At 72.2% G+C, this 22832-nt stretch carries 26 protein-coding genes and 1 tRNA gene; 23 read left to right on the forward strand and 4 right to left on the reverse strand.

The genetic code is table 11. From position 1 onward, the window contains the following. The first annotated feature begins 94 nt into the window (after positions 1-94). The 8 genes from fdh to O7605_RS26510 all read left to right on the forward strand — a co-directional run bounded on the left by fdh (position 95) and on the right by O7605_RS26510 (position 9196). Positions 95-3388: a formate dehydrogenase gene (gene fdh / locus O7605_RS26475; protein ID WP_269741689.1), complete on the forward strand. Its 3294-nt coding sequence runs from the start codon at positions 95-97 to the stop codon at positions 3386-3388. Beyond that, complete coding sequence (locus O7605_RS26480; RefSeq protein ID WP_269741690.1) at positions 3388-4446, forward strand: 4Fe-4S dicluster domain-containing protein; 1059 nt, start codon at positions 3388-3390, stop codon at positions 4444-4446. Before fdh ends, O7605_RS26480 begins: the two co-directional genes overlap by 1 nt. After that, positions 4443-5462, forward strand: coding sequence for an NrfD/PsrC family molybdoenzyme membrane anchor subunit (nrfD, locus tag O7605_RS26485; RefSeq protein ID WP_269741691.1), 1020 nt, complete (start codon positions 4443-4445; stop codon positions 5460-5462). The genes O7605_RS26480 and nrfD overlap by 4 nt, the downstream gene beginning before the upstream one ends. A 55-nt stretch (positions 5463-5517) precedes the next feature. Continuing rightward, a tRNA-Sec gene (locus O7605_RS26490) sits at positions 5518-5613 on the forward strand. Between the two features lie 20 nt (positions 5614-5633). Further along, the gene (selA, locus tag O7605_RS26495; RefSeq protein ID WP_269741692.1) at positions 5634-6938 is read left to right on the forward strand and encodes an L-seryl-tRNA(Sec) selenium transferase; all 1305 of its coding nucleotides are present in this window, start codon (positions 5634-5636) and stop codon (positions 6936-6938) included. Between the two features lie 2 nt (positions 6939-6940). Next, complete coding sequence (gene selB, locus O7605_RS26500) at positions 6941-8695, forward strand: selenocysteine-specific translation elongation factor (RefSeq protein WP_269741693.1); 1755 nt, start codon at positions 6941-6943, stop codon at positions 8693-8695. Between the two features lie 45 nt (positions 8696-8740). Further along, a complete protein-coding gene (locus O7605_RS26505) occupies positions 8741-8938 on the forward strand; it encodes a hypothetical protein (protein WP_093402430.1) in 198 nt (65 codons plus the stop codon). A gap of 72 nt (positions 8939-9010) precedes the next feature. After that, positions 9011-9196: a hypothetical protein gene (locus O7605_RS26510; protein WP_164449908.1), complete on the forward strand. Its 186-nt coding sequence runs from the start codon at positions 9011-9013 to the stop codon at positions 9194-9196. Positions 9197-9202: 6 nt separating this feature from the next. Here O7605_RS26510 and O7605_RS26515 read toward each other — a convergent pair whose 3' ends face one another. After that, positions 9203-9850: a hypothetical protein gene (locus O7605_RS26515; protein ID WP_269741694.1), complete on the reverse strand. Its 648-nt coding sequence runs from the start codon at positions 9848-9850 to the stop codon at positions 9203-9205. Positions 9851-9980: 130 nt separating this feature from the next. Between O7605_RS26515 and O7605_RS26520 the strand changes: the two genes are divergently transcribed. Next, positions 9981-10178, forward strand: a complete 198-nt coding sequence (locus O7605_RS26520) for a hypothetical protein (protein WP_269741695.1) — start codon at positions 9981-9983, stop codon at positions 10176-10178. A 9-nt stretch (positions 10179-10187) separates the two neighbouring features. Here O7605_RS26520 and O7605_RS26525 read toward each other — a convergent pair whose 3' ends face one another. The 3 genes from O7605_RS26525 to O7605_RS26535 all read right to left on the reverse strand — a co-directional run bounded on the left by O7605_RS26525 (position 10188) and on the right by O7605_RS26535 (position 11882). Next, on the reverse strand, positions 10188-10652 hold the full coding sequence (locus O7605_RS26525) for a hypothetical protein (RefSeq protein ID WP_269741696.1): 465 nt from the start codon (positions 10650-10652) through the stop codon (positions 10188-10190). Beyond that, positions 10649-10864, reverse strand: coding sequence for a phosphatidylethanolamine-binding protein (locus O7605_RS26530; protein WP_269741697.1), 216 nt, complete (start codon positions 10862-10864; stop codon positions 10649-10651). Before O7605_RS26530 ends, O7605_RS26525 begins: the two co-directional genes overlap by 4 nt. Before the next feature lie 136 nt (positions 10865-11000). Further along, positions 11001-11882 carry a universal stress protein gene (locus O7605_RS26535; RefSeq protein ID WP_269741698.1) on the reverse strand — a complete coding sequence of 294 codons (882 nt, stop codon included), beginning with the start codon at positions 11880-11882 and terminating at the stop codon, positions 11001-11003. 164 nt (positions 11883-12046) lie between these two features. On the opposite strand from O7605_RS26535, the gene O7605_RS26540 reads away from it, so the two are divergent. The 14 genes from O7605_RS26540 to O7605_RS26605 all read left to right on the forward strand — a co-directional run bounded on the left by O7605_RS26540 (position 12047) and on the right by O7605_RS26605 (position 22763). After that, on the forward strand, positions 12047-13225 hold the full coding sequence (locus O7605_RS26540) for a PP2C family protein-serine/threonine phosphatase (protein ID WP_269741699.1): 1179 nt from the start codon (positions 12047-12049) through the stop codon (positions 13223-13225). A 53-nt stretch (positions 13226-13278) separates the two neighbouring features. Further along, positions 13279-13728, forward strand: coding sequence for a MarR family winged helix-turn-helix transcriptional regulator (locus O7605_RS26545; protein WP_269741700.1), 450 nt, complete (start codon positions 13279-13281; stop codon positions 13726-13728). 260 nt (positions 13729-13988) lie between these two features. Then, entirely contained in the window at positions 13989-14621 is a 633-nt protein-coding gene (locus O7605_RS26550) for a CDP-alcohol phosphatidyltransferase family protein (protein WP_443083969.1), read from the forward strand. A 61-nt stretch (positions 14622-14682) separates the two neighbouring features. Continuing rightward, positions 14683-15603, forward strand: coding sequence for a DUF881 domain-containing protein (locus tag O7605_RS26555; RefSeq protein ID WP_269741701.1), 921 nt, complete (start codon positions 14683-14685; stop codon positions 15601-15603). Beyond that, positions 15600-15932 carry a small basic family protein gene (locus tag O7605_RS26560; RefSeq protein WP_093402419.1) on the forward strand — a complete coding sequence of 111 codons (333 nt, stop codon included), beginning with the start codon at positions 15600-15602 and terminating at the stop codon, positions 15930-15932. Before O7605_RS26555 ends, O7605_RS26560 begins: the two co-directional genes overlap by 4 nt. 9 nt (positions 15933-15941) lie before the next feature. After that, on the forward strand, positions 15942-16868 hold the full coding sequence (locus O7605_RS26565; RefSeq protein WP_269741702.1) for a DUF881 domain-containing protein: 927 nt from the start codon (positions 15942-15944) through the stop codon (positions 16866-16868). A 55-nt stretch (positions 16869-16923) separates the two neighbouring features. Further along, positions 16924-17304, forward strand: a complete 381-nt coding sequence (gene gcvH, locus O7605_RS26570; protein WP_164449897.1) for a glycine cleavage system protein GcvH — start codon at positions 16924-16926, stop codon at positions 17302-17304. A 219-nt stretch (positions 17305-17523) separates the two neighbouring features. After that, positions 17524-17976, forward strand: a complete 453-nt coding sequence (gene odhI, locus O7605_RS26575; protein ID WP_093402417.1) for an oxoglutarate dehydrogenase inhibitor Odhl — start codon at positions 17524-17526, stop codon at positions 17974-17976. A 50-nt stretch (positions 17977-18026) separates the two neighbouring features. Continuing rightward, positions 18027-18728 (forward strand): transcriptional regulator FtsR, encoded by a 702-nt coding sequence (gene ftsR, locus O7605_RS26580; protein ID WP_269741703.1) that lies wholly within the window; start codon positions 18027-18029, stop codon positions 18726-18728. A gap of 173 nt (positions 18729-18901) precedes the next feature. After that, positions 18902-19366, forward strand: a complete 465-nt coding sequence (locus O7605_RS26585; protein WP_269741704.1) for a bifunctional nuclease family protein — start codon at positions 18902-18904, stop codon at positions 19364-19366. A gap of 199 nt (positions 19367-19565) precedes the next feature. Next, complete coding sequence (locus O7605_RS26590) at positions 19566-20162, forward strand: MerR family transcriptional regulator (protein ID WP_164449894.1); 597 nt, start codon at positions 19566-19568, stop codon at positions 20160-20162. Positions 20163-20464: 302 nt separating this feature from the next. After that, positions 20465-20863 (forward strand): group I truncated hemoglobin, encoded by a 399-nt coding sequence (locus O7605_RS26595; RefSeq protein ID WP_269741705.1) that lies wholly within the window; start codon positions 20465-20467, stop codon positions 20861-20863. A gap of 2 nt (positions 20864-20865) precedes the next feature. Continuing rightward, positions 20866-22044: a globin domain-containing protein gene (locus O7605_RS26600; RefSeq protein WP_269741706.1), complete on the forward strand. Its 1179-nt coding sequence runs from the start codon at positions 20866-20868 to the stop codon at positions 22042-22044. After that, positions 22041-22763 (forward strand): DivIVA domain-containing protein, encoded by a 723-nt coding sequence (locus tag O7605_RS26605; protein ID WP_269741707.1) that lies wholly within the window; start codon positions 22041-22043, stop codon positions 22761-22763. The genes O7605_RS26600 and O7605_RS26605 overlap by 4 nt, the downstream gene beginning before the upstream one ends. The last annotated feature ends 69 nt before the right edge of the window (positions 22764-22832 follow it).

Below are 22832 nucleotides of genomic sequence, written 5' to 3' on the forward strand. Positions count from 1 at the left end.
TTTCTCGGGCCGGGGGCGACGTCGTGTGTGGTTCCGGTAGGTGGGTCGCCGATCCCGGCCCGCTGTCCTAAGGTCGAGACCGGAGGTGTCGAGCGTGGGGCTGCGGGACAGGTTGCTGGGCTGGCCGGTCTACCGGCAGCTCACCGGCACCGACCCGTTGGGTCGGGGTGCCGCGGCGTGTTCGAGCCGCAGTGCCGAGTTGACCGCCCGCACGCAGGACGCCGACCGGGTCGCCCGTTCCGTCTGCCCGTACTGTGCCGTCGGCTGCGGTCAGCGGGTCTTCGTCACCGACGAGCGGGTCACGCAGATCGAGGGTGACCCGGACAGCCCCATCTCCCGGGGCCGGCTCTGCCCGAAGGGTGCCGCCAGCCGGAGCCTGGTCACCAGCCCGCTGCGCCAGACCACGGTGCGCTACCGGCGGCCGTACGGCACCGAGTGGGAGGACCTGGACCTCGACACCGCGCTCGACATGATCGCCGACCGGGTGCTCGCGGCGCGCGCCGACACGTGGGAGGACGTCGACGCCGAGGGCCGGCCGTTGAACCGCACCCTGGGGATCGCCAGTCTGGGCGGGGCCACCCTGGACAACGAGGAGAACTACCTCATCAAGAAGCTGTTCACCGCGATGGGGGCGCTTCAGATCGAGAACCAGGCCCGGATTTGACACTCCGCCACCGTCCCCGGTCTGGGGGCCAGCTTCGGTCGCGGTGGCGCGACGGACTTCCAGCAGGACGTGGCGAACGCCGACGTCATCGTCATCCAGGGTTCCAACATGGCCGAGGCCCATCCGGTGGGCTTCCAGTGGGTGATGGAGGCGAAACGGCGCGGGGCCAAGGTCTTCCACGTCGATCCGCGGTTCACCCGGACCAGTGCGGTCGCCGACGTGTACCTGCCGATCCGGGCGGGCACCGACATCGCGTTGCTGGGCGCGGTGGTGAACCACATCCTCAGCAACGAGTTGGATTTCCGGGAGTACGTGCTGGCGTACACCAACGCGGCGACGATCGTCAGTGACGACTTCGTCGACGCCGAGGACGCCGACGGGCTCTTCTCCGGCTTCGACCCGGCGACCGCCAGCTACGTGCAGGACAGCTGGCAGTACGCGGGCCACGAGCGGGACTCCGGCAGCGGGCACACGGCCCGGGAGCGGGAGACCGCAGCCGGGCTGCGCCACGAGTCGCACGGTGCTCCGGTCGCCCGGCAGGTGCAGCGGGACGAGACGCTGCAACACCCGCGCTGCGTGTACCAGATCCTCAAGCGGCACTTCGCCCGCTACACCCCGGAGATGGTGGAACGGGTCTGTGGCGTACCTCGGGAGAATTTCCTGGAGCTGGCCCGGGCCTGGACGGAGAACTCCGGGCGGGAGCGCACCGGCTGCCTGATCTACTCGGTCGGCTGGACCCAGCACACGGTCGGCGTGCAGTACATCCGCACCGGGGCGATCATCCAGCTGCTGCTGGGCAACGTGGGTCGGCCCGGCGGTGGGGTGCTGGCGCTGCGCGGGCACGCCAGCATCCAGGGATCCACCGACATCCCGACCCTGTTCAACCTGCTGCCGGGCTACCTGCCGATGCCGCACCATGCCCGGCATCCCGATTTCGACGCCTGGACGGACAGCATCCGGCACCCGGGTCAGAAGGGTTTCTGGGGCGGCGCCCGCGCCTTTGCCGCCAGCCTGCTCAAGGCGTACTGGGGGGACGCGGCCACTGCGGAGAACGACTTCTGCTACGGGTACCTGCCCCGGCTGACCGGTGACCACGGCACCTACCAGCAGGTGCTCAACATGATCGACGGCAAGGTGAAGGGCTACTTCCTGCTCGGCCAGAACCCGGCGGTCGGTTCGGCGCACGGTCGGGCCCAGCGGCTGGGTATGGCGAATCTGGACTGGCTCGTCGTCCGCGACCTGTTCATGATCGAGAGCGCGACGTTCTGGCAGCGCGGCCCGGAGGTCGCCACCGGTGAGATCGTGCCCGAGCAGTGCGCCACCGAGGTGTTCTTCCTGCCGGCTGCCTCGCACGTGGAGAAGGAGGGCACCTTCACCCAGACCCAGCGGCTGCTGCAGTGGCGGGAGAAGGCCGTCGACCCGCCCGGCGACGCCCGCTCCGAGCTGTGGTTCTTCTACCACCTGGGGCGCCGGATCCGGGCGAAGCTGGCCGGCTCTGCCCTGCCGCGCGACCGGGCGCTGCTCGATCTGACCTGGGACTATCCCACCCACGGCCGGCACGCCGAGCCGGACGCCGAGGCGGTGCTGCGGGAGATCAACGGGTACGACACGGCGACCGGCCGTCCGCTGTCGGCGTTCACGCAGGCCCGTGCGGACGGGACGACCGCGATCGGCTGCTGGATCTACACCGGCGTGTACGCCGACGGGGTCAACCAGGCGGCCCGCCGCCGGCCCGGACACGAACAGGACTGGGTGGCCGCCGAGTGGGGGTGGGCGTGGCCGGCGAACCGGCGGCTGCTCTACAACCGGGCCTCCGCCGACCCGCAGGGCCGCCCGTGGAGCGAGCGGAAGCGGTACGTGTGGTGGGACGCCGAGGCCGGCCGGTGGACCGGCCGTGACGTGCCGGACTTCGAGGCGACGAAACCGCCGTCGTACCGGCCGCCGGAGGGCGCCACGGGATCGGCGGCGCTGGCCGGTGACGATCCGTTCATCATGCAGTCCGACGGTAAGGGCTGGCTGTACGCGCCCAGCGGGGTGCTGGACGGGCCGCTGCCGACGCACTACGAGCCGGCCGAGTCGCCGGTGCGCAACCCGCTCTACGGCCAGCAGGCCAACCCGACGCGCAAGCGGTACGCCCATCCGGTGAACTCGACGAACCCGAGTCCACCACAGCAGCACGACCACGTCTTCCCGTACGTGTTCACGGTCAGCCGGCTCACCGAGCACCACACCGCCGGTGGGATGAGCCGGACCGTCGCGCCGCTGGCGGAACTGCAGCCGGAGATGTTCGTGGAGGTCTCCCCGGAGTTGGCGGCGCTGGCCGGGCTGACCCACCTCGGCTGGGCGCATCTGATCACCGCCCGGGCGGCGATCGAGGCCCGGGTGCTGGTCACCGATCGGCTGGTGCCGCTGGCCGTCGACGGTCGGGTGATCCACCAGCTGTGGCTGCCGTACCACTTCGGCTTCGAGGGGCTGGTCACCGGAGACTCGGCAAACGACCTGTTCGGCATCACCCTGGACCCGAACGTGCTGATCCAGGAGAGCAAGATCGGCACCTGTGACGTGCGGCCGGGGCGCCGGCCCACCGGGGCGGCGCTGCGAGACCTGGTGCAGGATTACCGCACCAGGGCCGGCATCGTGCCGGGTGCCGCACCGCCGGCGGTCACCCCCGGCGTACCGGTCGAGCCACCCGGGCCCACCGGCGACGGAGAGGGGAACCGCTGATGGCCGACCCGCCGCACCGGGCCGCCGCACCACCACGGTCGTCGCTGCCGAACACCGACCCGGCGGCCGCGGCCGGCTGGGTCGATGCCCCACCGCGGATGGGTTTCTTCACCGACACCAGCGTCTGCATCGGCTGCAAGGCGTGCGAGGTGGCCTGCAAGGAGTGGAACGGGGTACCGACCTCCGGGCTGGACCTGCTCGGCATGTCCTACGACAACACCGGCGCGCTGACGGCGAATTCGTGGCGACACGTGGCTTTCGTCGAACAGCCCCGACCGGCCGGTCACGGCACCGCGTCGTTCGCCGGGAACCCCACCGGCGACCCGGCCAGTGCGACCTCCGCCGCCCGCTCGGCCGACACCACGAACCCGACCGGAACCGAACCGGGTGTGCTGCCCGGCGAACCGCCGGCCGCCGCCCGGATGACCGAGTTCCTCGGCATGCCGGCGGCCGGTCCACCCGGACGCACCGGCAGCGCCGAAGGGCGCAGCGACTTCCGCTGGCTGATGATGTCGGACGTGTGCAAGCACTGCACCCGGGCCGGCTGCCTCGACGTCTGCCCGACCGGCGCGCTGTTCCGCACCGAGTTCGGCACCGTGGTGGTGCAGGAGGACATCTGCAACGGCTGCGGCTACTGCGTGTCGGCCTGCCCGTACGGGGTGATCGACCGGCGGGTGGACGACGGTCGGGTGTGGAAGTGCACGCTCTGTTACGACCGGATCGGCGCGGGCCTGACCCCCGCCTGCGCGCAGGCCTGCCCGACCGAGTCCATCCAGTACGGTCCCCTGGACGAGCTGCGGGAGCGGGCCGCCGCCCGGGTCGCCACGCTGCGGGAACGGGGGGAGACGCAGGCACGGCTCTACGGCCACGACCCGGACGACGGCGTCGGCGGCGACGGCGCGTTCTTCCTGCTGCTCGACGAGCCGGAGGTGTACGGCCTGCCGCCGGATCCGCAGGTCACCACCCGGGACCTGCCGGCGATGTGGCGCCGGGCGGGGCTGGCCGCGCTGGCCATGACGGTGGCGGCCGTCGGTGCGTTCCTCGGCGGTCGACGGTGAACCCGCACCGGCCGGCGGTCGGCGACAGATTCCGCCGCTTCCGGGCCGGCCGCCGTGGCGGTGAGGAACTGACCGTGCCGCCGGCGGAGTTCACCTCCTACTACGGCCGGCCGATCCTGAAACCGCCGGTGTGGACGTGGGAGATCGCCGCCTACCTGTTCACCGGTGGGCTGGCCGCCGGCTCGTCGCTGCTCGCGGCGGGTGGGCAGCTGACCGGGCGCGCCGAGGTTCGCCGCGCCGGCCGGTTCGCCGCGCTGGCCGCCGTCACCGCCAGCGCCGGCCTGCTGGTCAAGGACCTGGGCCGACCGGATCGGTTTCACCACATGCTGCGGGTGGCCAAGCCGACCTCACCGATGTCGGTGGGCACCTGGATCCTCACCGGCTACGGTCCGGCCGCCGGACTCGCCGCGGTCGCCGAGGTGGCGCCGCTGCTGCCCACCCGGGGTCCGCTGGGGTTGGCCCGGCGGGCGTTGCCGCCGGTCGGGCGGGTCGCCGGGCTGGCCGCCGCGGTGACCGCGCCGGCCTTGGGCACGTACACGGCGGTGCTGCTGGCCGACACGGCCGTGCCGTCCTGGCACGAGGCGTACCCCGACCTGCCGTTCGTCTTCGCGGGCAGCGCGTTGGCCAGCGGCGCGGGAGTGGGTCTGCTGGCCGTGCCGCCGGCGCAGGCCGGTCCGGCGCGCCGGCTGGCGGTGGCCGGCGCCGGGCTGGAACTGTTCGGCGCGCACCGGGTGGAGAATCGCCTCGGTCTGCTGGGTGAGCCGTACCGGACGGGTCGGGCCGGTCGGCTGCTGCGTGCCGGACGGGCACTGACCGTGGCCGGGGTGGCCGGGGCGGTGCTGGGCCGGCGTAGCCGACTGGTCTCGGCCGTCTCCGGTGCCGCGCTGCTGGCCGCCTCGGTGGCCACCCGCTTCGGGGTGTTCCACGCCGGTGTCGCCTCGGCCCGCGATCCGAAGTACACGGTGCTGCCACAGCGGGCCCGGCTCGACCGGCGGGCGGCCGAACCCGACCGGTGAGCGTGGTGTCGGCGCGGCCGCACGCCCGCCGCCGCACTGTGATCCAATGGCCGGTGGAGGCGTTCAGGCGGCTGGTGCCCCTCCCGGTCTTCAAAACCGGTGTGGTCCGGGATCCGGGCCAGGCGGGTTCGATTCCCGTCCGTCTCCGCCAGGCTGCGAGGAGATGAACCGATGAGCGACGGCGGCGCCGACCCGCGGCGCCGGGTGCCGCGTACCGACGTGTTGCTGGCCGAGCCGTCGCTGGTCGCGGCCGCCGTCGCGGTCGGCCGCGACCGGGTGCGCAGCGCGGTGCGGCAGGCGCAGGACCGGGCCCGCCGGGGGGAGATCGACCCGACCGGGGTACGCGACGCCGCGTTGGCCGCGTTGCCGCCGCCGGTGCCCCGGGTGGTGCTCAACGCCACCGGGGTGGTGTTGCACACCAATCTCGGGCGGGCCGCTCTCTCCGAGGCCGCGCTGGCCGCGGTGACCGCCGCCGCCGGGTACACCGACGTGGAGTTGGACCTGGGCACCGGGCGGCGCGCCCGTCGTGGGCGGGACGCGTTGGCCGCGCTCGCCGCCGCCGTACCCGCCGCCGAGGCGGTGCACGTGGTCAACAACGGTGCCGCCGCGCTGGTGCTGGCGGCCACCGCGCTCGCCGCCGACGCCGAGATCGTGGTCAGCCGGGGCGAACTGGTGGAGATCGGCGACGGCTTCCGGCTGCCCGACCTGCTCACCAGCACCGGCGCCCGGCTGCGGGAGGTGGGCACCACCAACCGGACCGCCCTCGCCGACTATGCCGCCGCCGTCGGGCCGCGTACCGGTTTCGTGTTGAAGGTGCACCCGTCCAACTTCCGGGTCACCGGTTTCACCTCGGCCGTGCCGGTACGGCGGTTGGCCGGGCTCGGTGTGCCGGTGGTCGCCGACATCGGCTCCGGGCTGCTGGTGCCCGACCCGCTGCTGCCGGACGAACCGGATGCCGCGAGCACCCTGCGGGCCGGGGCGGCGTTGGTCACCGCCAGCGGTGACAAGCTGCTGGGTGGTCCGCAGGCCGGGCTGCTGCTCGGCGCCGCCGACCTGGTCGAGCGGCTGCGTCGGCACCCCCTGGCGCGGGCGGTGCGGGTGGACAAGCTGACCCTGGCCGCCCTCGCGGGCACCCTCGGTGACCAGGACACCCCCACCCGTCGGGCGTTGCACGCCGACCCGGTGGTGCTGCGTCAGCGGACCGAACGGCTGCGCGACGCGCTCACGGCCGAGGGTCGCAAGGGTGAGGTGGTCCCGTCGGTGGCGGTGGTCGGCGGCGGCGGCGCACCCGGCGTCGAACTCGACTCGTGGGCGCTGAGCCTGCCCGAGCGGTACGCGGGCCCGCTGCGGGTCGGCGACCCACCGGTACTGGGTCGGGTGGTCCGTGGCCGGCTGCTGCTGGACCTGCGCTGCGTGCCCGAGCGGGCCGACGGGTTGCTGCGCGCGGCGGTGCTGGCCGTGTCGGGAGACGACTGACCATGCTGGTGGTGGCCACCGCCGGGCATGTCGACCACGGCAAGTCGACGCTGGTGCGGGCGCTGACCGGGATGGAACCGGACCGCTGGGCGGAGGAACGCCGCCGGGGCATGACCATCGACCTCGGGTTCGCCTGGACGGCGCTGCCGTCGGGTCGTACCGTCGCGTTCGTCGACGTGCCGGGGCACGAGCGGTTCGTGCCGAACATGCTGGCCGGGGTGGGTCCGGTGCCGGCCGCCGTGGTGGTGGTCGCGGCCGACGAGGGTTGGATGCCGCAGTCCGCCGAGCACCTGGCCGCCCTGGACGCGCTCGGCGTCGGGTACGGCCTGCTGGTGGTGACCCGGGTGGACCTGGCCGATCCGGCGGCGGCCCTGGCCCGGGCCCGGTCGGAGCTGGCGGGGACCTCGCTCGCCGGGGTCGAGGCGGTGCCGGTCAGTGCCGTGACCGGTGCCGGCCTGCCCGCGCTGCGGGCCGCGCTGGACCGGTTGGCCGACCGGATGCCGGCCCCGGTGCCCGACGCCCCGGTCCGCCTCTGGGTGGACCGCTGTTTCACGGTGCGGGGCAGCGGCACCGTCGTGACCGGCACCCTGGGCGCCGGGCGGCTGCGCGTCGGTGACCAACTGGAGTTGGCCGGCAGCGGCGAACCGGTGCGGATCCGGGGCCTGCATCGGCTCGGTGTCGCCTGCGACGAGGCGGTGCCGGTGGCCCGGGTGGCGGTGAACCTGCGGGGGGTGGCCCGCGACCGGATCAGCCGCGGCGACGCGCTGCTCACCCCGGGTCGGTTCCGCCCCACCGACCTGGTCGACGTACGCCTGGCCGGTGTCGCGGTGACCGAGCTGCCGGTGACGCTGACGCTGCACGTCGGTTCGGCCGCGGTGCCGGTGCGGATCCGTCCGCTGGGGTCGGACACGGCCCGGCTGCGGCTGAGCCGCCCGCTGCCGCTGCTGGTGGGGGACCGGGCGTTGCTGCGTGATCCGGGCCGCCGGTACGTCGCCGGGGCGGTCACCGTGCTCGACGTGTTGCCGCCGCCGTTGGCTCGTCGGGGTGCCGCGGCGGCCCGGGCGGCGGTGCTGGCCACCCTGGACGGTCGTCCCGATCTCGCCGGTGAGCTGGGCCGCCGCGGCCTGGCCCGGGTCGGCGACCTGGTCCGGGCGGGGGTGCCGGTGACCCGGTCGCCGGTGGCGGGTGACTGGCTGGCCGATCCGGATCACTGGCGGCGGTTGGGCGATCGGCTCGCGGTGGCCGTGGCCGAGCACGCCGCCGCGCATCCGCTGGCGGCGGGTGTCCCGGTCGAGCAGCTCCGCCGGCGCCTCGACCTGCCCGACCGGTTGCTTGTCGAGGCGCTGGTCCGGCCGCCGCTGCGGCTGGTCGCCGGTCGGGTGGTGGGACCCGGCACGGCGGCGCTGCCCGAGCCGGTGGCCCGCGCGTTGGCCCTGGTGAGCGAGGACTACGCGGCCCACCCGTTTCGCGCCCCCGACGCCGCGCGGCTCACCGCCGTCGGGTTGGGTGCCCGGGAGATCGGTGCGGCGGTGCGGGCCGGGGCGCTGCTGCGACTGACCGGTAACGTGCTGCTGCCGCCCGGCGCGCCGCAGCAGGCGGTGCGGGTGCTGACCGGGCTGCCGCAGCCGTTCACCCTCAGCGCCGCCCGGCAGGCGCTCGACACGACCCGCCGGGTGGCGGTTCCGTTGCTGGAGTTGCTGGACCAGCGGGGCCTGACCCGGCGACTGCCGGATGACGCCCGGGTGGTGGTGGATTGAGCGCATCGTCGCCCCGGAACCGGAGCCGGCACCTACCGTGACGGCATGGACCCCTCGGCGGTCTGGCGGGACCGGCAGCACCGGTGGCGGATCGAGGCGTACCGGGCGCCGGACCTGCGGTTCGCCGTCTACGCGACGAACGGCACCACCGAGTCCGCGCCGCTGTGGCTGTTCGGCATGTCGGCGTTGGCGCGGTGGCTGATGAGCCACAAGATCTCCCTCGACGATCTGGAGGTCGACTGAACGCTCCCTCCTGCGGGGGACATATATCGCCAAAACGCCCGATCGCGTCTGGTGGCGCGTACGGTGCCGACTGTGAAGGACCGAGGCATCCGGAAGTTCCTCGCGGTGCTCGCCGGCCTCGCCGTGATCTACTTCGGCACCACCGGCCGGTCGCCGGAGGAGGGGCGCGGCCTCTCCGGCGGGTTGGTGGTGCTGGCGTTGCTGGCGTCGCTGCTGGTGTGGTACCTGACCAGGCCCGGCGGCGACGCGGCGAAGTGACGACGCTCAGCGGGTGGCGGCGGCGCGGGTGATCTGCCCGGCCGACTCCTCACCGAGGGCGACCCGGACCAGTGCCGAGGCGAGCCGACCGAAGTCGACGTCGTCGACGAGCCGGGCCAACCGGTCCGTGGTGGCCGGCAGACCGAGCCGTCGCGCTCCGGCCACCGCCCGCCGGTCGGCGTACGGGCGCAGCTCCGGCCAGACCGACTGCACCTCGCGCAGGAAGATGTCCGCCCCGGTGGGTCCGATGCCGGGGAACTCGGTGAGCAGCCGGCGCAGCTGCCTCGGCTCGCCGGCCGCCTCCCGGTGCATCCGCCGCAGGTCGCCGTGCCAGCGGTCCAGGCAGAGCCGGGCGCCGGAGCCGAGCATCGTGGCGGTCCGCTCGTCGTAGCGGCGGTAGTGGCCGCGACCCAGTGCGTCGACCCGTTGCTGCCAGCTGGCGGCCTCCATGGCCTGCGGGGTGCGGTAGCCGGCCGCGAAGAGTTCCCGGGCCGCCGCCACCCCCACCTGCGCCCGGATCCGGGTGCTCAGCAGCGTGACCAGCACCAGCAGCTGATACAGCGGCGCCGGTCGGTCGGCCAGCGCGATGCCGGCCTCCTCGGCGTACGTACGGCGGGTCAGCAGGGTCCGCGCCAGCGCCCGTTGGTCGCCCATCCGCGGGGTGTACCCACCGGCGGCACGGTTAGCCCTCGCCGGGCTGACCGCGCCGGATTGCCGCCGACGGGGACGGGTAAGCCGCGGGTGAACGCGGCAGCTTGCCGCGTACCGGCGAAGGGAGAGCACCGTGACGAACCCGCAGCAGCAGGAACTGCGGCGCAACGCCCTCGGTGACACCAGCCAGGACAACAAGGGCCCCGATCCGGTGGGCCATCCCCGTAACCGTGGCTCGTCGCCGGGTGACACCGGCCGCAAGGTGCCGCACGGCCAGGTGTCGCCGTACGGTCCGAGCGGACCGGTCGCCGAGGACGACAGCGACCGGTAGCTGGACGCACTAGCTCGACGGCCGCAGCCGGTTCCAGGTGGCTGCGGCCGTCAGCCCGAAGGCGAGGTGCGGGCCGAGGTCGGCGAGCCAGTCGACGCGGCGCCAGGTGCGCGGATCGGTGACGCCGAGCAGGGTCAGCGATCCGTCCGTCAGTGTCATCACGCCTCCGCCGAGCAGGACGGCAGCCCGCAGCAGCGGCTGTCGGCGGCCCCGGGTCAGCAGGGCGAAGCCGGTGGCGGCGGCGGCACCGACGGCGTAGCCCATCAGCGCACCGAGGCCGCTGCGCCGGTTGTCCGCCTGTTGCGGTGAGCCCAGGGACAGATGGCTGATGCGGGCCACCTTCCCGGCGCTGCGCTCCGGCGTCTGGCTGGCCGGTCGGGCCCGGGCCGTCATGTCCAGGTAGGTCGCGATGTTGAGTGCGGTGGTGCCGACGGCCCCGGCGATGAGGCCGTCGGTCAGGTCGGTCGCCCTCACTTCTTCGGATCTCCGGGCTCGCGGTTGCCCTTGGGCCCGTAGGTCCGCTCGCCCCGCACGACGCCGCGCCGGCCCCGGTCCTCCCGCAGGATCCGGTTCGCCGCCTCGTCGGCCTTCTGGTCCGGGGTGTGTCGGCCCGAGCCGTCGATGGCGTTGCGGAGGCGGGCACGCTGCTTGTCGTAGGCGTTGCTGCCGGGTCGCGGTCCGGGCATGACTGTCTCCTTTGTTCGGCGCCTCGTCGTCGCGGCCTCGGTAGACCCGTTGGGTCGTGGCCGTGGCGTCGGCTCGCCGCCGGTGGCGGACGCGGCCCGTCTACCCGCCTGAACCGCCGTCAACCGTGCCGGCCGGTCATCGGGGCGGGCGTACCACCGCGACCGGACAGTGACTGTGGTGCAGCAGTGACTGGCTCACCGAACCCAGCAGCAGTCCGGTCACCTCACCCCGCCCCTGTCCACCGACCACCATCAGTTGCGCCTGGCGGGAGGCGTCGGTGAGCACCCGTGCGGCGCGACCCCGCACCGAGCTGCGGGTGATCTGCACCTCGGGGTACCGCTCGGTCAGCCCGGCGATGGACTCCGCCACCGCTCGGTCCTCGTCGGCCCGTAACTCGGACTCGTCGTACACCAGCGGCTGCATGTCACCCGGACCGGTGGACACCGGATGCCGGTAGGCGTGCAGCGCGAGCACCGCGGTATCGCGCAGCGCGGCCTCCTGGACGGCGAACTCCACGGCCCGGCGGGACAGTTCCGACCCGTCCACCCCGACCACCACGGCACCGTCGGCGCGCGAGGTGCCGCGCGCCACCAGCACCGGACAGTCGGCGTACGCGGCCAGCTTCACCGCGACCGAGCCGAGCACCAGCGCCGCGAACCCACCGCCGCCGCGGTCACCGACCACCACCATCGTCGCGGTGGACGCCTCGGCGAGCAGCACGGCCGTGGCCTCACCGTCGACGAGCTCGCCGGTGACCCGGAGCCCGGGAGCGGTCGCCTCGGCCTCGTCGACGGCGGTGGCGACCAGTTGCTCCGCGCGCGCTCGCAGCCCGCCGTCGGGGGCGCCCTGCGTGGCCGGACGGACGGGGGAGTGCAGCGTCGGCCAGATGAAGGCGTGTACCACCCGCAGCGGTCGGCCGCGGTGGGCAGCCGCCGTGGCGGCAAGTCGGAGCGCGGCGCGGGCGGACTCGGAGCCGTCCACGCCGACCACCACCGCCGCACCGCTGTCCGGGGTCACCGTCGCCTCCCGTGCTCGGTCGTCATCGGGACCGGTCCCGGTCAGTATCGCCGTCTCCCGGCGGCCGGCGGGGCGATACCGCCGAGGCGGTCGGCCGGGTGACCATGCGTGGATCCACCTCCGTATGATGCTTGCCCCAGAGCAAGTATTTTCGGAGGATGGTCATGGCGGATGCCCCCACAGGGATTTCCCGCGCCCTGCGTGAGGCCCCGCCCGACCGCGTGGTCGAAGCCGCCGACCTGGCCATCCGGTCGGCGCTCGGTGCGTCGGGCACCGCCGTCTACCTCGCCGACTACCGGATCAGCGGGTTGTGGCCGGTGCTCGACTCGCGCCCGGGCGGCGCGGCCGGCTCGGACGTCCAGGGTACGGTGCGGCGCTGCTTCAGCAGCCAGCAGCCGGTCCGGGAGTCCGGTGAGGACGGGCGGTGCCGCATCCACCTGCCGCTGACGGTGTGGGGCGAGCGGCTCGGCGTGCTCATGGTCGAGCTGACCGGCGAACCGACGGAGACGGTGGTGCGCGCGGCGGTCGACATGGCCGGGGATCTGGCCATGTCGCTGCGGGCGGCCGACCGGGAGACCGACCGCTACCGGCGGGTCCGGCGGCGGGAGCGGCTGAGCATGGCGGCGGAGCTGCAGTGGGAACTGCTGCCAGGGCGCAGCGTCAGCCACGACTCCTTCCACCTGGCGGGTCAGCTCGAACCGGCGTACACGGTGGGTGGTGACCACTTCGACTGGTCCCTGGACGAGGGGCGGCTCACCGTCACGGTGCTCAACGGCGACGGTATCGGCCTCGCCGCCGCGCTGTTGACGGCGGTGACGGTGAACGCGATGCGCAACGCCCGCCGCTCCGGTGGCGGCCTGGTGGAACAGGCCGAGCTGGCCTCCGACACGGTCTACTACCAGCATCGGGGCGATCGGCACGTGGCCACGCTGCTGCTCGAACTGGACTGTGCCAGCGGCCGGGTGCGGGCGGTGGACGCAGGCTCGCCGCATCTGGTGCGGGTGCGGGGCGGTGCGGTGTCCCGGGTCGCCCTGGAACAGCAGCTACCGCTGGGCATGTTCGGCGAGACCCGGTACGACCTCCAGGAGTTCGACCTCGACCCGGGGGACCGGTTGTTCGTCGTCTCCGACGGGGTGTGGGCGGCGGATCCGAGCGGCCGGGAGACGTACGGCGAGCGGGCGATGGCCCGGGCGATGCGGGCCACACGGTTACAGCCGCCGACCGAGGCGGTTGGTACGGTGATGCGCGAGTTGCAGAGCTTCCACGCGGACGCCGATCTGCGGGACGACGCGGTTGTCGTCTGTCTGGACTGGCGTGGCTCGGCCGGCCGGGATCTGGGTTGACCTACCGTGGGGCGGGTCGGTGTGGACAGCGGAACGATCGCAGGGGACATCGGGTGGAGCGACCGGATCTCAGCGCGGCGATGGACACGGCCGCCGAGGCGCTGGTGGGCGTGCTCGACTCGGCCGTGCACCGGCACCGGCTCGCGGTGTCGCCGACCCAGCTACGGGTGCTGTCCCTGCTCAGCGTCCGCCCGGAGACGAATGTCAACGGGCTGGCCGAGCTGCTGGACGTGGTGCCCTCCTCGGCCAGCCGGCTCTGTGACCGGCTGGAGGCGATCGGGCTGGTGCGCCGTACGGTCGACCCGCGGGATCGTCGGGAGGTGCGCCTTGCCCCGACCGCCGCCGCCGAGGCGCTGCTGGCGGAGGTGCGCTCACGCCGGCACGAGGCGGTACGGGCCGTCCTCGAACGGATGCCGGTCCGGGGACGGCAGGAGCTGCTCTGGGCACTTGTGGCCTTCGGGCGGGCGGCGACTGCGCAGGGCGCGGGCACCCGTAGCACCTGACCCTAGTATCCTAGGACGTTTTACGCGAAGTGACGCCAGTCACACTGCATCGATCGACGACCGACCCGCCACCTCTGGGCAGCGGAAGCATCACGACAGCCCGCTATAGTGGCAGCGCATCCGACCGGCCGGTGATCATCGACGATGGACGGCCGGGGCAGGAATCACAGGGGGCGCCGGCAGCAGCCGGCTGGATACGCGTACGACGCCGCGCGGCGGACCAGGGCCGCGGTGCCCGAGCGCGTCGCGGAGGAGGTTCGGTGTCGGGTCGGGCGGAGCGACCGCAGGCCCGCGGCGGCGATGGCCGGACATCCGACGACCGGGTGCTCACCTGGCCGAACCTGATCAGCTTCGTCCGCCTGCTGGGTGTGCCCCTGTTCCTCTTCCTGTTCCTGGTGGCTCGCGCCGACGTCGCCGCGATCGTGGTGCTGGCCGTCGGCGGCACCAGCGACTGGGTGGACGGCTGGATCGCCCGGCGGCTGGGACAGGTCAGCCGGCTCGGCGAACTGCTCGACCCGCTCGCCGACCGGCTCTACATCCTCGCCACCCTCATCGCGTTCACCGCCCGTGAGGTGGTGCCGTGGCAGTTCACCGCCGCACTGCTGGCGCGGGAGCTGCTGCTGCTGGGCTCGCTCGGCGTGCTGCGGCGACACGGCTACGGGCCGCCGCCGGTGCACTACGTCGGTAAGACGGCCACCTTCCTGTTGCTGGCCGCCTTTCCGATCCTGCTGCTGGCCGCGGTGGTTCCGGCGGCCGCGGCGACCGCCGGCGCGATCGGCTGGGCGTTGGCGTGGTGGGGTCTGGTGCTCTACTGGATCGCCGGTGTGCTGTACGTGATCCAGGCCCGGCAGTTGGTGCGGGCGGTACGCGAGCGGCAGGAAACGGTCGCATGAGCGCGCGGCGGCGAGCGGTCCATCGACTCAGCGCCCTGCTGCCGCACGGGGGAGGGCCGTCATGAGCGACGATCCCGGTCAGAGCCGGCGTGGGCCGAGGGGCTTCACCCCGGACTTTCTCACCGAGTTGTTCCGTAATCCCTTGGATCCGGGCTACGCCGACGCGGCGGCCCGACGGGCGAAGACCGGCCGTCCGGCCCGGTCGGGCTGGTCGGTGGGGCCGATCGGCCTGGTGGTGGTCGTGCTGCTCGGGTTCCTGTTCGCGGTGGCCTACCGGCAGACAGTGGCCGAGGAGCCGGGTCGTGCGCAGGCCCGCTCGGGCCTGGTGGCGCAGATCAAGCAGCGGCAGGGTGAGACCGACGCGCTGTCGACGCGGGCCGAGGAACTGCGCGAGGAGGTCAACCGGCAGCGGGAGGCCGCGTTGGGGGGTTCCCACGCGGCCCGGTTGCGGGAGCTGGAGGCGAGCACCGGCCTGGGGCGAGTGCGCGGTGACGGTGTGGTGGTGGAGTTGGCGGACGCGCCGGCTGGTCAGGACGCGCTCAGCGGCACCGACGCCGGTCCGGCCCAGGTGATCTACCTTGATCTGCAGAGCGTGGCGAACGACCTGTGGGGGGCCGGTGCCGAGGCGATCGCGATCAACGGGCAACGGTTGACGTCGACGTCGACGATCCGTTCCGCGGGTCAGGCGATCCTTGTCGACTTCCGTCCGGTGACCGGGCCGTACGAGGTGAGTGCGATCGGGCCGGACGGCATGCGTGAGCGGTACGAGGCCAGCGGGAGCGCGTTGACGATGCGCCAGGTGGCGAAGGTGACGGGGGTCTCCTTCGCGGTGCGCGACGCCGACGACCTCACGCTGCCCGCTGCTCCGGAGCCACGGCTACGCTACGCGGAGCCCGCGGTGAGTCCGAGCGTGTCGTCGTCGGGCGCAGACGAGTCGTCCGGCTCGGGTACGTCCCCCAGTCCCTCCGGAGGTGGTCGATGATCGCGGTGCTGGCCCTGTTGGCCGGTGTGCTGCTCGGGCTGTGGCTTGATCCCACGGTGCCGGCGGCGTTGCAGCCGTACCTGCCGATCGCGGTGGTGGCCGCGTTGGACGCGGTGTTCGGTGGGGTTCGGGCGAAGCTTGACCGCATCTTCGACGACAAGCAGTTCGTGGTGTCGTTCATCTCGAACGTGCTGGTGGCCGCGCTGATCGTGTATCTGGGTGACCAGTTGGGGGTGGGCGGTCAGTTGTCCACCGGTGTGGTGGTCGTGTTGGGGGTTCGAATCTTCGGCAACGTGGCGGCGATCCGTCGGCACCTGTTCCGGGCGTAGGTTTGTGGCGTGAATGACGAGCACACGCAGACGGGTACGGGGTGGCCGCAGCCGGCGGAGCCGGCGCGGCCGGACGGCCCGGCGGGAGAGCCGGATCCGCGTCCGGAGGCGCCGGATCCGGACGAGTTGAGTCCGTTGTCGCCGCAGGGTCACCCGGCGGAGGACGAGGAGCCGTCGGCCGCGCCGGACGGGTCGGGCTCGGCGGGCGCCGCCGAGCCGGCTGCGGCGGTGCCGCCGTGGCGGCGGTTGAGTTCCGCCGCGGTGATGATCGTGATGTTGCTGGGGCTGCTGGGGTTCACCCTGGCGGTGCAGCTGAAGATGACGACGACGGATTCGTCGTTGGCGGCGGCGCGGCAGGAGGATCTGGTCCGGATCCTGTACGACCTGGAGGCGCGGGAGATCCGGTTGCGGCAGGACATCGCCGCGTTGGAGGACAGCCAGCGGCAGTTGCGTTCGGGTGAGCAGGGGCGTCAGGCCGCGTTGGAGGAGGCGACCCGGCGGGCGGACGAGTTGGGCATTCTGGCGGGCACGTTGCCGGCGCGGGGTCCGGGTCTGACGGTGCGGTTCCAGGCGGGGACGAAGCCGATCTCGGCGGCGCGGGTGCTGGACGCGGTGCAGGAGCTGCGGGGCGCCGGTGCGGAGGCGATGCAGATCTCCGGTGGTGACCGGGCGACGGTGCGGATCGTGGCGTCGACGTATTTCCTGAACGGGGAGGGCGGGTCGTTGATCGTGGACGGGCGTCCGTTGACGGGGCCGTTCACGATCACGGTGCTGGGTGACCCGGCGACGATGCGTACGGCGCTCAACATTCCTGGTGGGGTGGTCGCGTCGGTGGCCGGTGACGGCGGTAACGTGATCGTTGAGGAGCGTGAGGTTGCCGAGGTCTCGGCACTGCACGATCCCCGCCCGATGGAACATGCCCGTCCGGTCTCCTGAAGGTCGGCGGGCGGCACCGGTTGGTCCGGTGTCGCGATGGATGAGGACGCTGCTGGTGATTCCTGAGGATCTGCGTTACACCGCCGAGCACGAGTGGGTGGCTGCCGCGGACGGTGGCGCCGTTCGGGTGGGCATCACCCATTTCGCGCAGGATGCTCTTGGCGACATCGTGTATGTGCAGTTGCCGGAGGCGGGGGCGGCGGTGGCGGCCGGTGAGTCGTTGGGTGAGATCGAGTCGACCAAGAGTGTGTCGGAGCTCTACGCCCCGGTGGCTGGGACGGTGTCGGCGCGCAACGAGGCGTTGGTCGACACGCCCGAGGTGATCAACAGTGATCCGTACGGCGCGGGCTGGTTGGTGGAGATCGCGGTGTCGGATCCGGCGGCGGTGGACGCGTTGTTGAGTGCGGACGCGTATCGCGAGTTGACGGAGAGCTGAGCTTCCTTGCTGTGCGGGCGGGGCGGTGTCTGCCGCGCGTCCGGTTGCCCTGTTTTTCGGCGCTGGCTAGGCTCGCCCAGTCGACCGAGAACCCATTAGTTGAGCGTCGCGGACAGCCTTTCGGGGCACGGAGAGCCAGCCGCCGGGTGGATGAGAGCCCGGCGGCCAGACCCGCCGTCTCCCGACGCCGACCGAAACAGATTCCGTGAGGTGGTCCCCATGACTCGCCCAGGCGACGAGTTCCCCCCGCTCGACGTCACGTCGACGCTCAATCTCGGTTCGCTCGAGGAAGCGCTGGAGGGGCCGGACACCGATGTGGTGCCGAGCCGGATGTCCGGTTCGCTGCCGCCGGGGATGGCACTGCTGGTGGTCCGGCGGGGGCCGAACGCGGGTGCCCGGTTCCTGTTGGATCATGACGTGACGACCAGTGGGCGGCATCCGGACAGTGACATCTTTCTCGACGACGTGACGGTGTCGCGTCGGCACGCGGAGTTCCACCGGGATGGTGGGACGTTCACGGTGCGGGACGTGGGCAGTTTGAACGGCACGTACGTGAACCGGGAGCGGGTCGAGGCGGCGACCTTGAGCAACGGTGACGAGGTGCAGATCGGCAAGTTCCGGGTGGTGTTCATCGCCGGTCCGCGCCCGGAGGGTGAGGCCGGCCGGGGGTGAACGAGCCTGCGGCCTCCAGGCCGTCCGGGGTGGGTGGCGCCCCGCCGTTGATGAGTATCGGCGAGGTGCTGGCCCAGTTGCGGGCGGATTTTCCGGACGTGACGATTTCGAAGTTGCGGTTTCTTGAGGCTGAGGGCCTGGTGGAGCCGCAGCGTACGGCGGCGGGTTACCGGAAGTACGGCTGGGACGATGTGGCGCGGTTGCGGTTCGTGCTGACCGCGCAGCGGGATCAGTATCTGCCGTTGCGGGTGATCCGTGAGCAGTTGGCGCGCTGGGACACCGATGGTGAGGTGCCGGAGGGTTCGCGTCCGGCGTTGGTGGCGGTGGGGCCTGACGGTGCGGTGCCGGGTCGTGGCGCGGCGTCGGCGGTCGAGTCGGCGCAGGTCCGGTTGGATCGTGCCGAGTTGGTGGCGCGTAGTGGGCTGGACGAGTCGACGTTGGGTGAGTTGGAGCGGCTCGGGCTGGTGGTGTCGGATCCGCCGGGGTGGTACGACGGCGATGCGTTGATCATTGCGCGGGCGGTGGCGGGTCTGGCCGCGTACGGGTTCCAGCCGCGGCATCTGCGGGGTTATCGGACGGCGGCCGATCGTGAGGTCGGTTTGTTCGCGCAGTTGGTGGCGCCGTTGGTGCGGCAGAGTGATCCGGCGGCGCGGGCGCGGGCAGCGGAGACGGCGCGGGAGTTGGTGGCGTTGTCGCAGCAGTTGCATGCGGCGTTGGTGCGGGTGGGGTTGCGCTCGACGTTGGGCCGGTGAGGTGCGTGTGCGTGCTGATCGGCCGGTTCGTGAGTGGCGTAGGCTTGCGGGGGTAACCCCTCTTCTGGCGCGGGCGTGGGTGCGTGCAGCGCATGCGACGGCCGTGTCGCGGTCCGTGTACCGTGCAGGGAAGGGCGCGGTGCGGCGTAGGTGACAACGACACGGAGGCGGCGGTGCGCGAGCTGAGCGTGGTCGGGGTTCGGGTTGAGTTGCCCAGCAACCAGCCGATCGTCCTGCTCAGGGAGGTCGAGGGGGACCGCTATCTGCCGATCTGGATCGGCGCGGTCGAGGCGACGGCGATCGCTTACGAGCAGCAGGGTGTCAAGCCGGCGCGCCCGTTGACCCATGATCTTCTGCGGGATGTGTTGGCGGCGTTGAAGGCGCCGTTGCGGGCGGTGGAGATCACCGAGTTGAAGGAGAACGTGTTCTTCGCTGATCTGTTGATCGGTGATGGGGTGCGGGTCTCGGCTCGGCCGAGTGATTCGATCGCGTTGGCGTTGCGGGTGGGTGCGCCGATTCGTTGTGCCGAGCAGGTCCTCAGCGAGGCGGGGATCGTGATTCCCGACGAGCAGGAGGACGAGGTGGAGAAGTTCCGGGAGTTCCTGGATCAGGTGCGTCCGGAGGATTTCGCCGGCTGAGAGTTCGGCCCTGCCGGTGTCGGTGGGAAGGCCGTGTGGGCGGTGACTGTCGGTTATGGTGATGGTCATCGCTGTCGATGCGCGGCGTGTCGCGACGGTTTCTCCGTGGTAACTCCTGGCGGTCGCTATAGGGTTGCCGTGTCGAGGGGTGCGCGTTCCGGAAGCGGCGTGGCACCGCACTGACGGGGAGGTTGTCCGGATGTACGAGCCGCGGGATTCCGATCAGGGTGCGGTGTCGGGTGAGCCGGGTGGGATGCCCGGGTCGGCAACTGACGGTGACGGTGCGGTGGGGTACCGGGGTGTGACGGCCTGCCACGCGGTGGGGATCAGTTACCGCCAGTTGGATTACTGGGCGCGTACGGCTCTGGTGGTGCCGAGTGTGCGGGACGCCTCGGGTTCCGGCACGCAGCGGTTGTACTCGTTTCGCGACCTGGTGGTGTTGAAGGTGGTGAAGCGGCTGCTGGACGCCGGGGTGTCGCTGCAGAACATCCGCAAGGCGATCGAGGCGTTGCGGTCGCGGGGCGTGGCGGATCTGGCCGGCATCACGTTGATCTCCGATGGGACGACGGTGTACGAGTGTCGTTCGCCGGAGGAGGTGGTCGACCTGTTGCAGGGCGGCCAGGGGGTGTTCGGCATCGCGATCGGTGGCGCGTTCAAGGAGATCCAGGGTTCGTTGTCGCATCTGCCGGCGGAGCCGGCGGCGGTGTCGGTGGAGCCGGGTCCGGCTGAGGTCGCCGAGGGTGGCGCGGTGGGCGACGAGTTGGCCGCGCGGCGGGCCCGGCGGCGGGCGGGTTGAGTTGGTCCACTGTGGTGTCCCGCGGTCGCGCTGCCGCTGGTGACGCTGTTCCGTCGGTCCAGGTTGTGCACTCTCGGTGACAGCGCCGGGTGGCTCGGGTGACGACCCGGAGTGAGTTTTGTGACTCTTCGTGTCTGGTTGTTGTCGGGAATCCGATGGGTCGCCGGTGACGGGGCGGGCGGGGCACGCTATCGTCCGACACGGTCTGCCGGCTGACGCCGCCGTGGGGTGGTGCAGACGTCGGCGGGTTGTCGTCGCGTGCGCTGACACCGCGCGTCCCCTCACGACGGAAGGAAACAACCGTGACGGTTACCGAAGAGACCGCTCCGGTCTCGCATTACGAGCGCATCGGTGGGGCGGCGGCGGTGAAGGCCGCTGTCGAGTTGTTCTACGACCGGGTGCTCGCCGATCCGGAGCTTGCCGGCTACTTCGCCGAGGTGGACATGGCGGGGCAGCGTCGGCACCTGGCGTTGATGCTGGCGGTGGTGCTCGGTGGTCCGAACGAGTACACCGGCCGGGACCTGGCGTCGGCGCACCGGCCGTTGAACATCCCGGTGGCGCACTACGTCAAGGTGGGTGAGCATCTGACGGCGACGTTGACGCTGCTGGGTGTGCCGGGTGACATCATCGCCGACGTGCAGGCGGTGCTGGCGCAGGTGCAGGACCAGGTGGTGGCCGGCGGGGACCAGGCGGGCGCCTGAGCGTGGACGTGCCCCGGCTCAAGCAGAGCTGGTCGCTGGTCGCCGAGCACGGTGACCAGGTGCCGCTCTACTTCTATTCGACGCTGTTCCTGGCGTATCCGGAGACCCGGCAGATGTTCCCGACGAACATGGCGGGGCAGCGGGATCGGCTGGTGACCGCGCTCGGGCACATCGTGTCCCAGGTGGACCAGGTGGACCGGTTGGTGGGTTTCCTGCAGGATCTGGGCGTCGACCACCGTAAGTTCGCGGTGCGGGCGGAGCATTACCCGGCGGTGGGTGAGGCGTTGCTGGCGACGCTGCGGCATTTCCTCGCCGATCAGTGGACCGACGAGTTGGCGCAGGACTGGGCGGCGGCGTACGGGCTGGTGGCGCAGGTGATGACCGAGGCGGCGCAGGCCGCTGAGGCGACGAGTCCACCGTGGTGGGCCGCGGAGGTGGTGGGGCACGAGCGGCGGGCGTTCGACGTGGCGGTGCTGACGTTGCGTCCGCAGTATCTGTTGCCGTTCACCGCTGGTCAGTCGATCGGGGTGTCGCATCCGGCGGTGCGGTCGTGGCGGTACTACTCGCCGGCGAACGCGCCACGTGCGGACGGCACTGTGGAGTTGCATGTGCGGGCCGCGCCGGGCGGTGCGGTGTCGTCCCGGCTGGTGTACGGGTGTGCCGTGGGTGACCAGGTGCATCTGGCCGCTCCGGTGGGTGACGGGTTGACGTTGCGGGCGGCCGGTTCGGCGGATCTGCTGCTGTTGGCCGGTGGTACCGGTTGGGCGCCGTTGAAGGCGTTGGTGGAGCAGGTGGCCGCGGAGGGGTCCCGGCGTCGGGTCGACGTGTACGTGGGGGCACGGTCACGCAGTGAGTTCTACGACGGTGACGCGTTGGAGAAGTTGACCGCCTCGTATCCGTGGTTGTCGGTGACGCAGGTGGTCGGGTTGGACCTGAACCGGCCGGGGGAGTTCGTGTATCCGGTGGACCGGGCGCTGGCCGACGGTGACTGGCGGTCCCGGCATGTGTACGTGTGTGGTTCCGACGACATGGTGTCGCACACGGTGGCGATTCTGACCCGGTCCGGCTTCCATGCCGGGCAGGTGCATCACGAGGGTCTGGGTAGGCACTGGTACGGCCCCTCGTGGCGGACGGCGGTGGGAGGCCCCGCTGTCTCTGACGATTCCGGAGGTGCCCGGTGAGTGAGCCTCGTGGCCGCGAGTGGCGGGCCGGTGCGGTGAGTGGGGTCCCGGTCGGCCGGTACGACGGTGGGCAGGTCGCCACTGGTGCGCAGGTGCGGATGACCGCCGACCGGGTGCGCCGGTGGGAGTTCGGGTCGTCGTCGTTCGGGCGGCGTGGGTACGACCAGAACGACGTGGACCGGTTCCGGGTGCAGGTGGCCGATGAGTTGGATCTGCTGTCGACGCAGGTGGCGAACCTGCGGGCGGAGAACGAGCGGCTCAACGACCATGTGGAGCTGCATCGTCACGGGGTGATCCCGAGTTCGGAGCCGGCGTCGAAGGTGCCGGCGGCCAAGGAGGTGAATCTGCTCTCGGCGGCCCAGCGGGAGGCCGAGCAGATCATCGCGCAGGCGCACGACTACGCGCGGCGGGTCGCCGAGTATGCCCGTACCCAGTACGAGAGCTATGTGCGGGCGGCGGTGGAGGAGGCCCGTCAGGAGGCGGAGCGGGTGGTGCAGGACTACCACGTGGCGGCGGGGCCGACGTTCGACGACGGGGTGGCCGCGCGGGAGGCACTGCGGATCTACGGCGAGATGATGATCTCGCATATGCAGGCGGCGGCGCGGCATCTGGACGACGGCAGTGAGCAGTTGTCCCGGACCATGGAGCGCATCGGCGCGCAGCCGGCGGCGGCCGGTGCGGCGGCGGCCCGGTCGTTGCCTCGGCACCAGCAGCGCTGACCCTAGACCGCCCGGCTCGCCGGGGTGCCACCGGTGGCGGTTCACCGCCGCCGCCGGTGGTGTTCGTCG

Origin of the sequence: Verrucosispora sp. WMMA2121, from assembly GCF_027460185.1 — a bacterium.
Classification (GTDB): domain Bacteria; phylum Actinomycetota; class Actinomycetes; order Mycobacteriales; family Micromonosporaceae; genus Micromonospora; species Micromonospora palythoicola.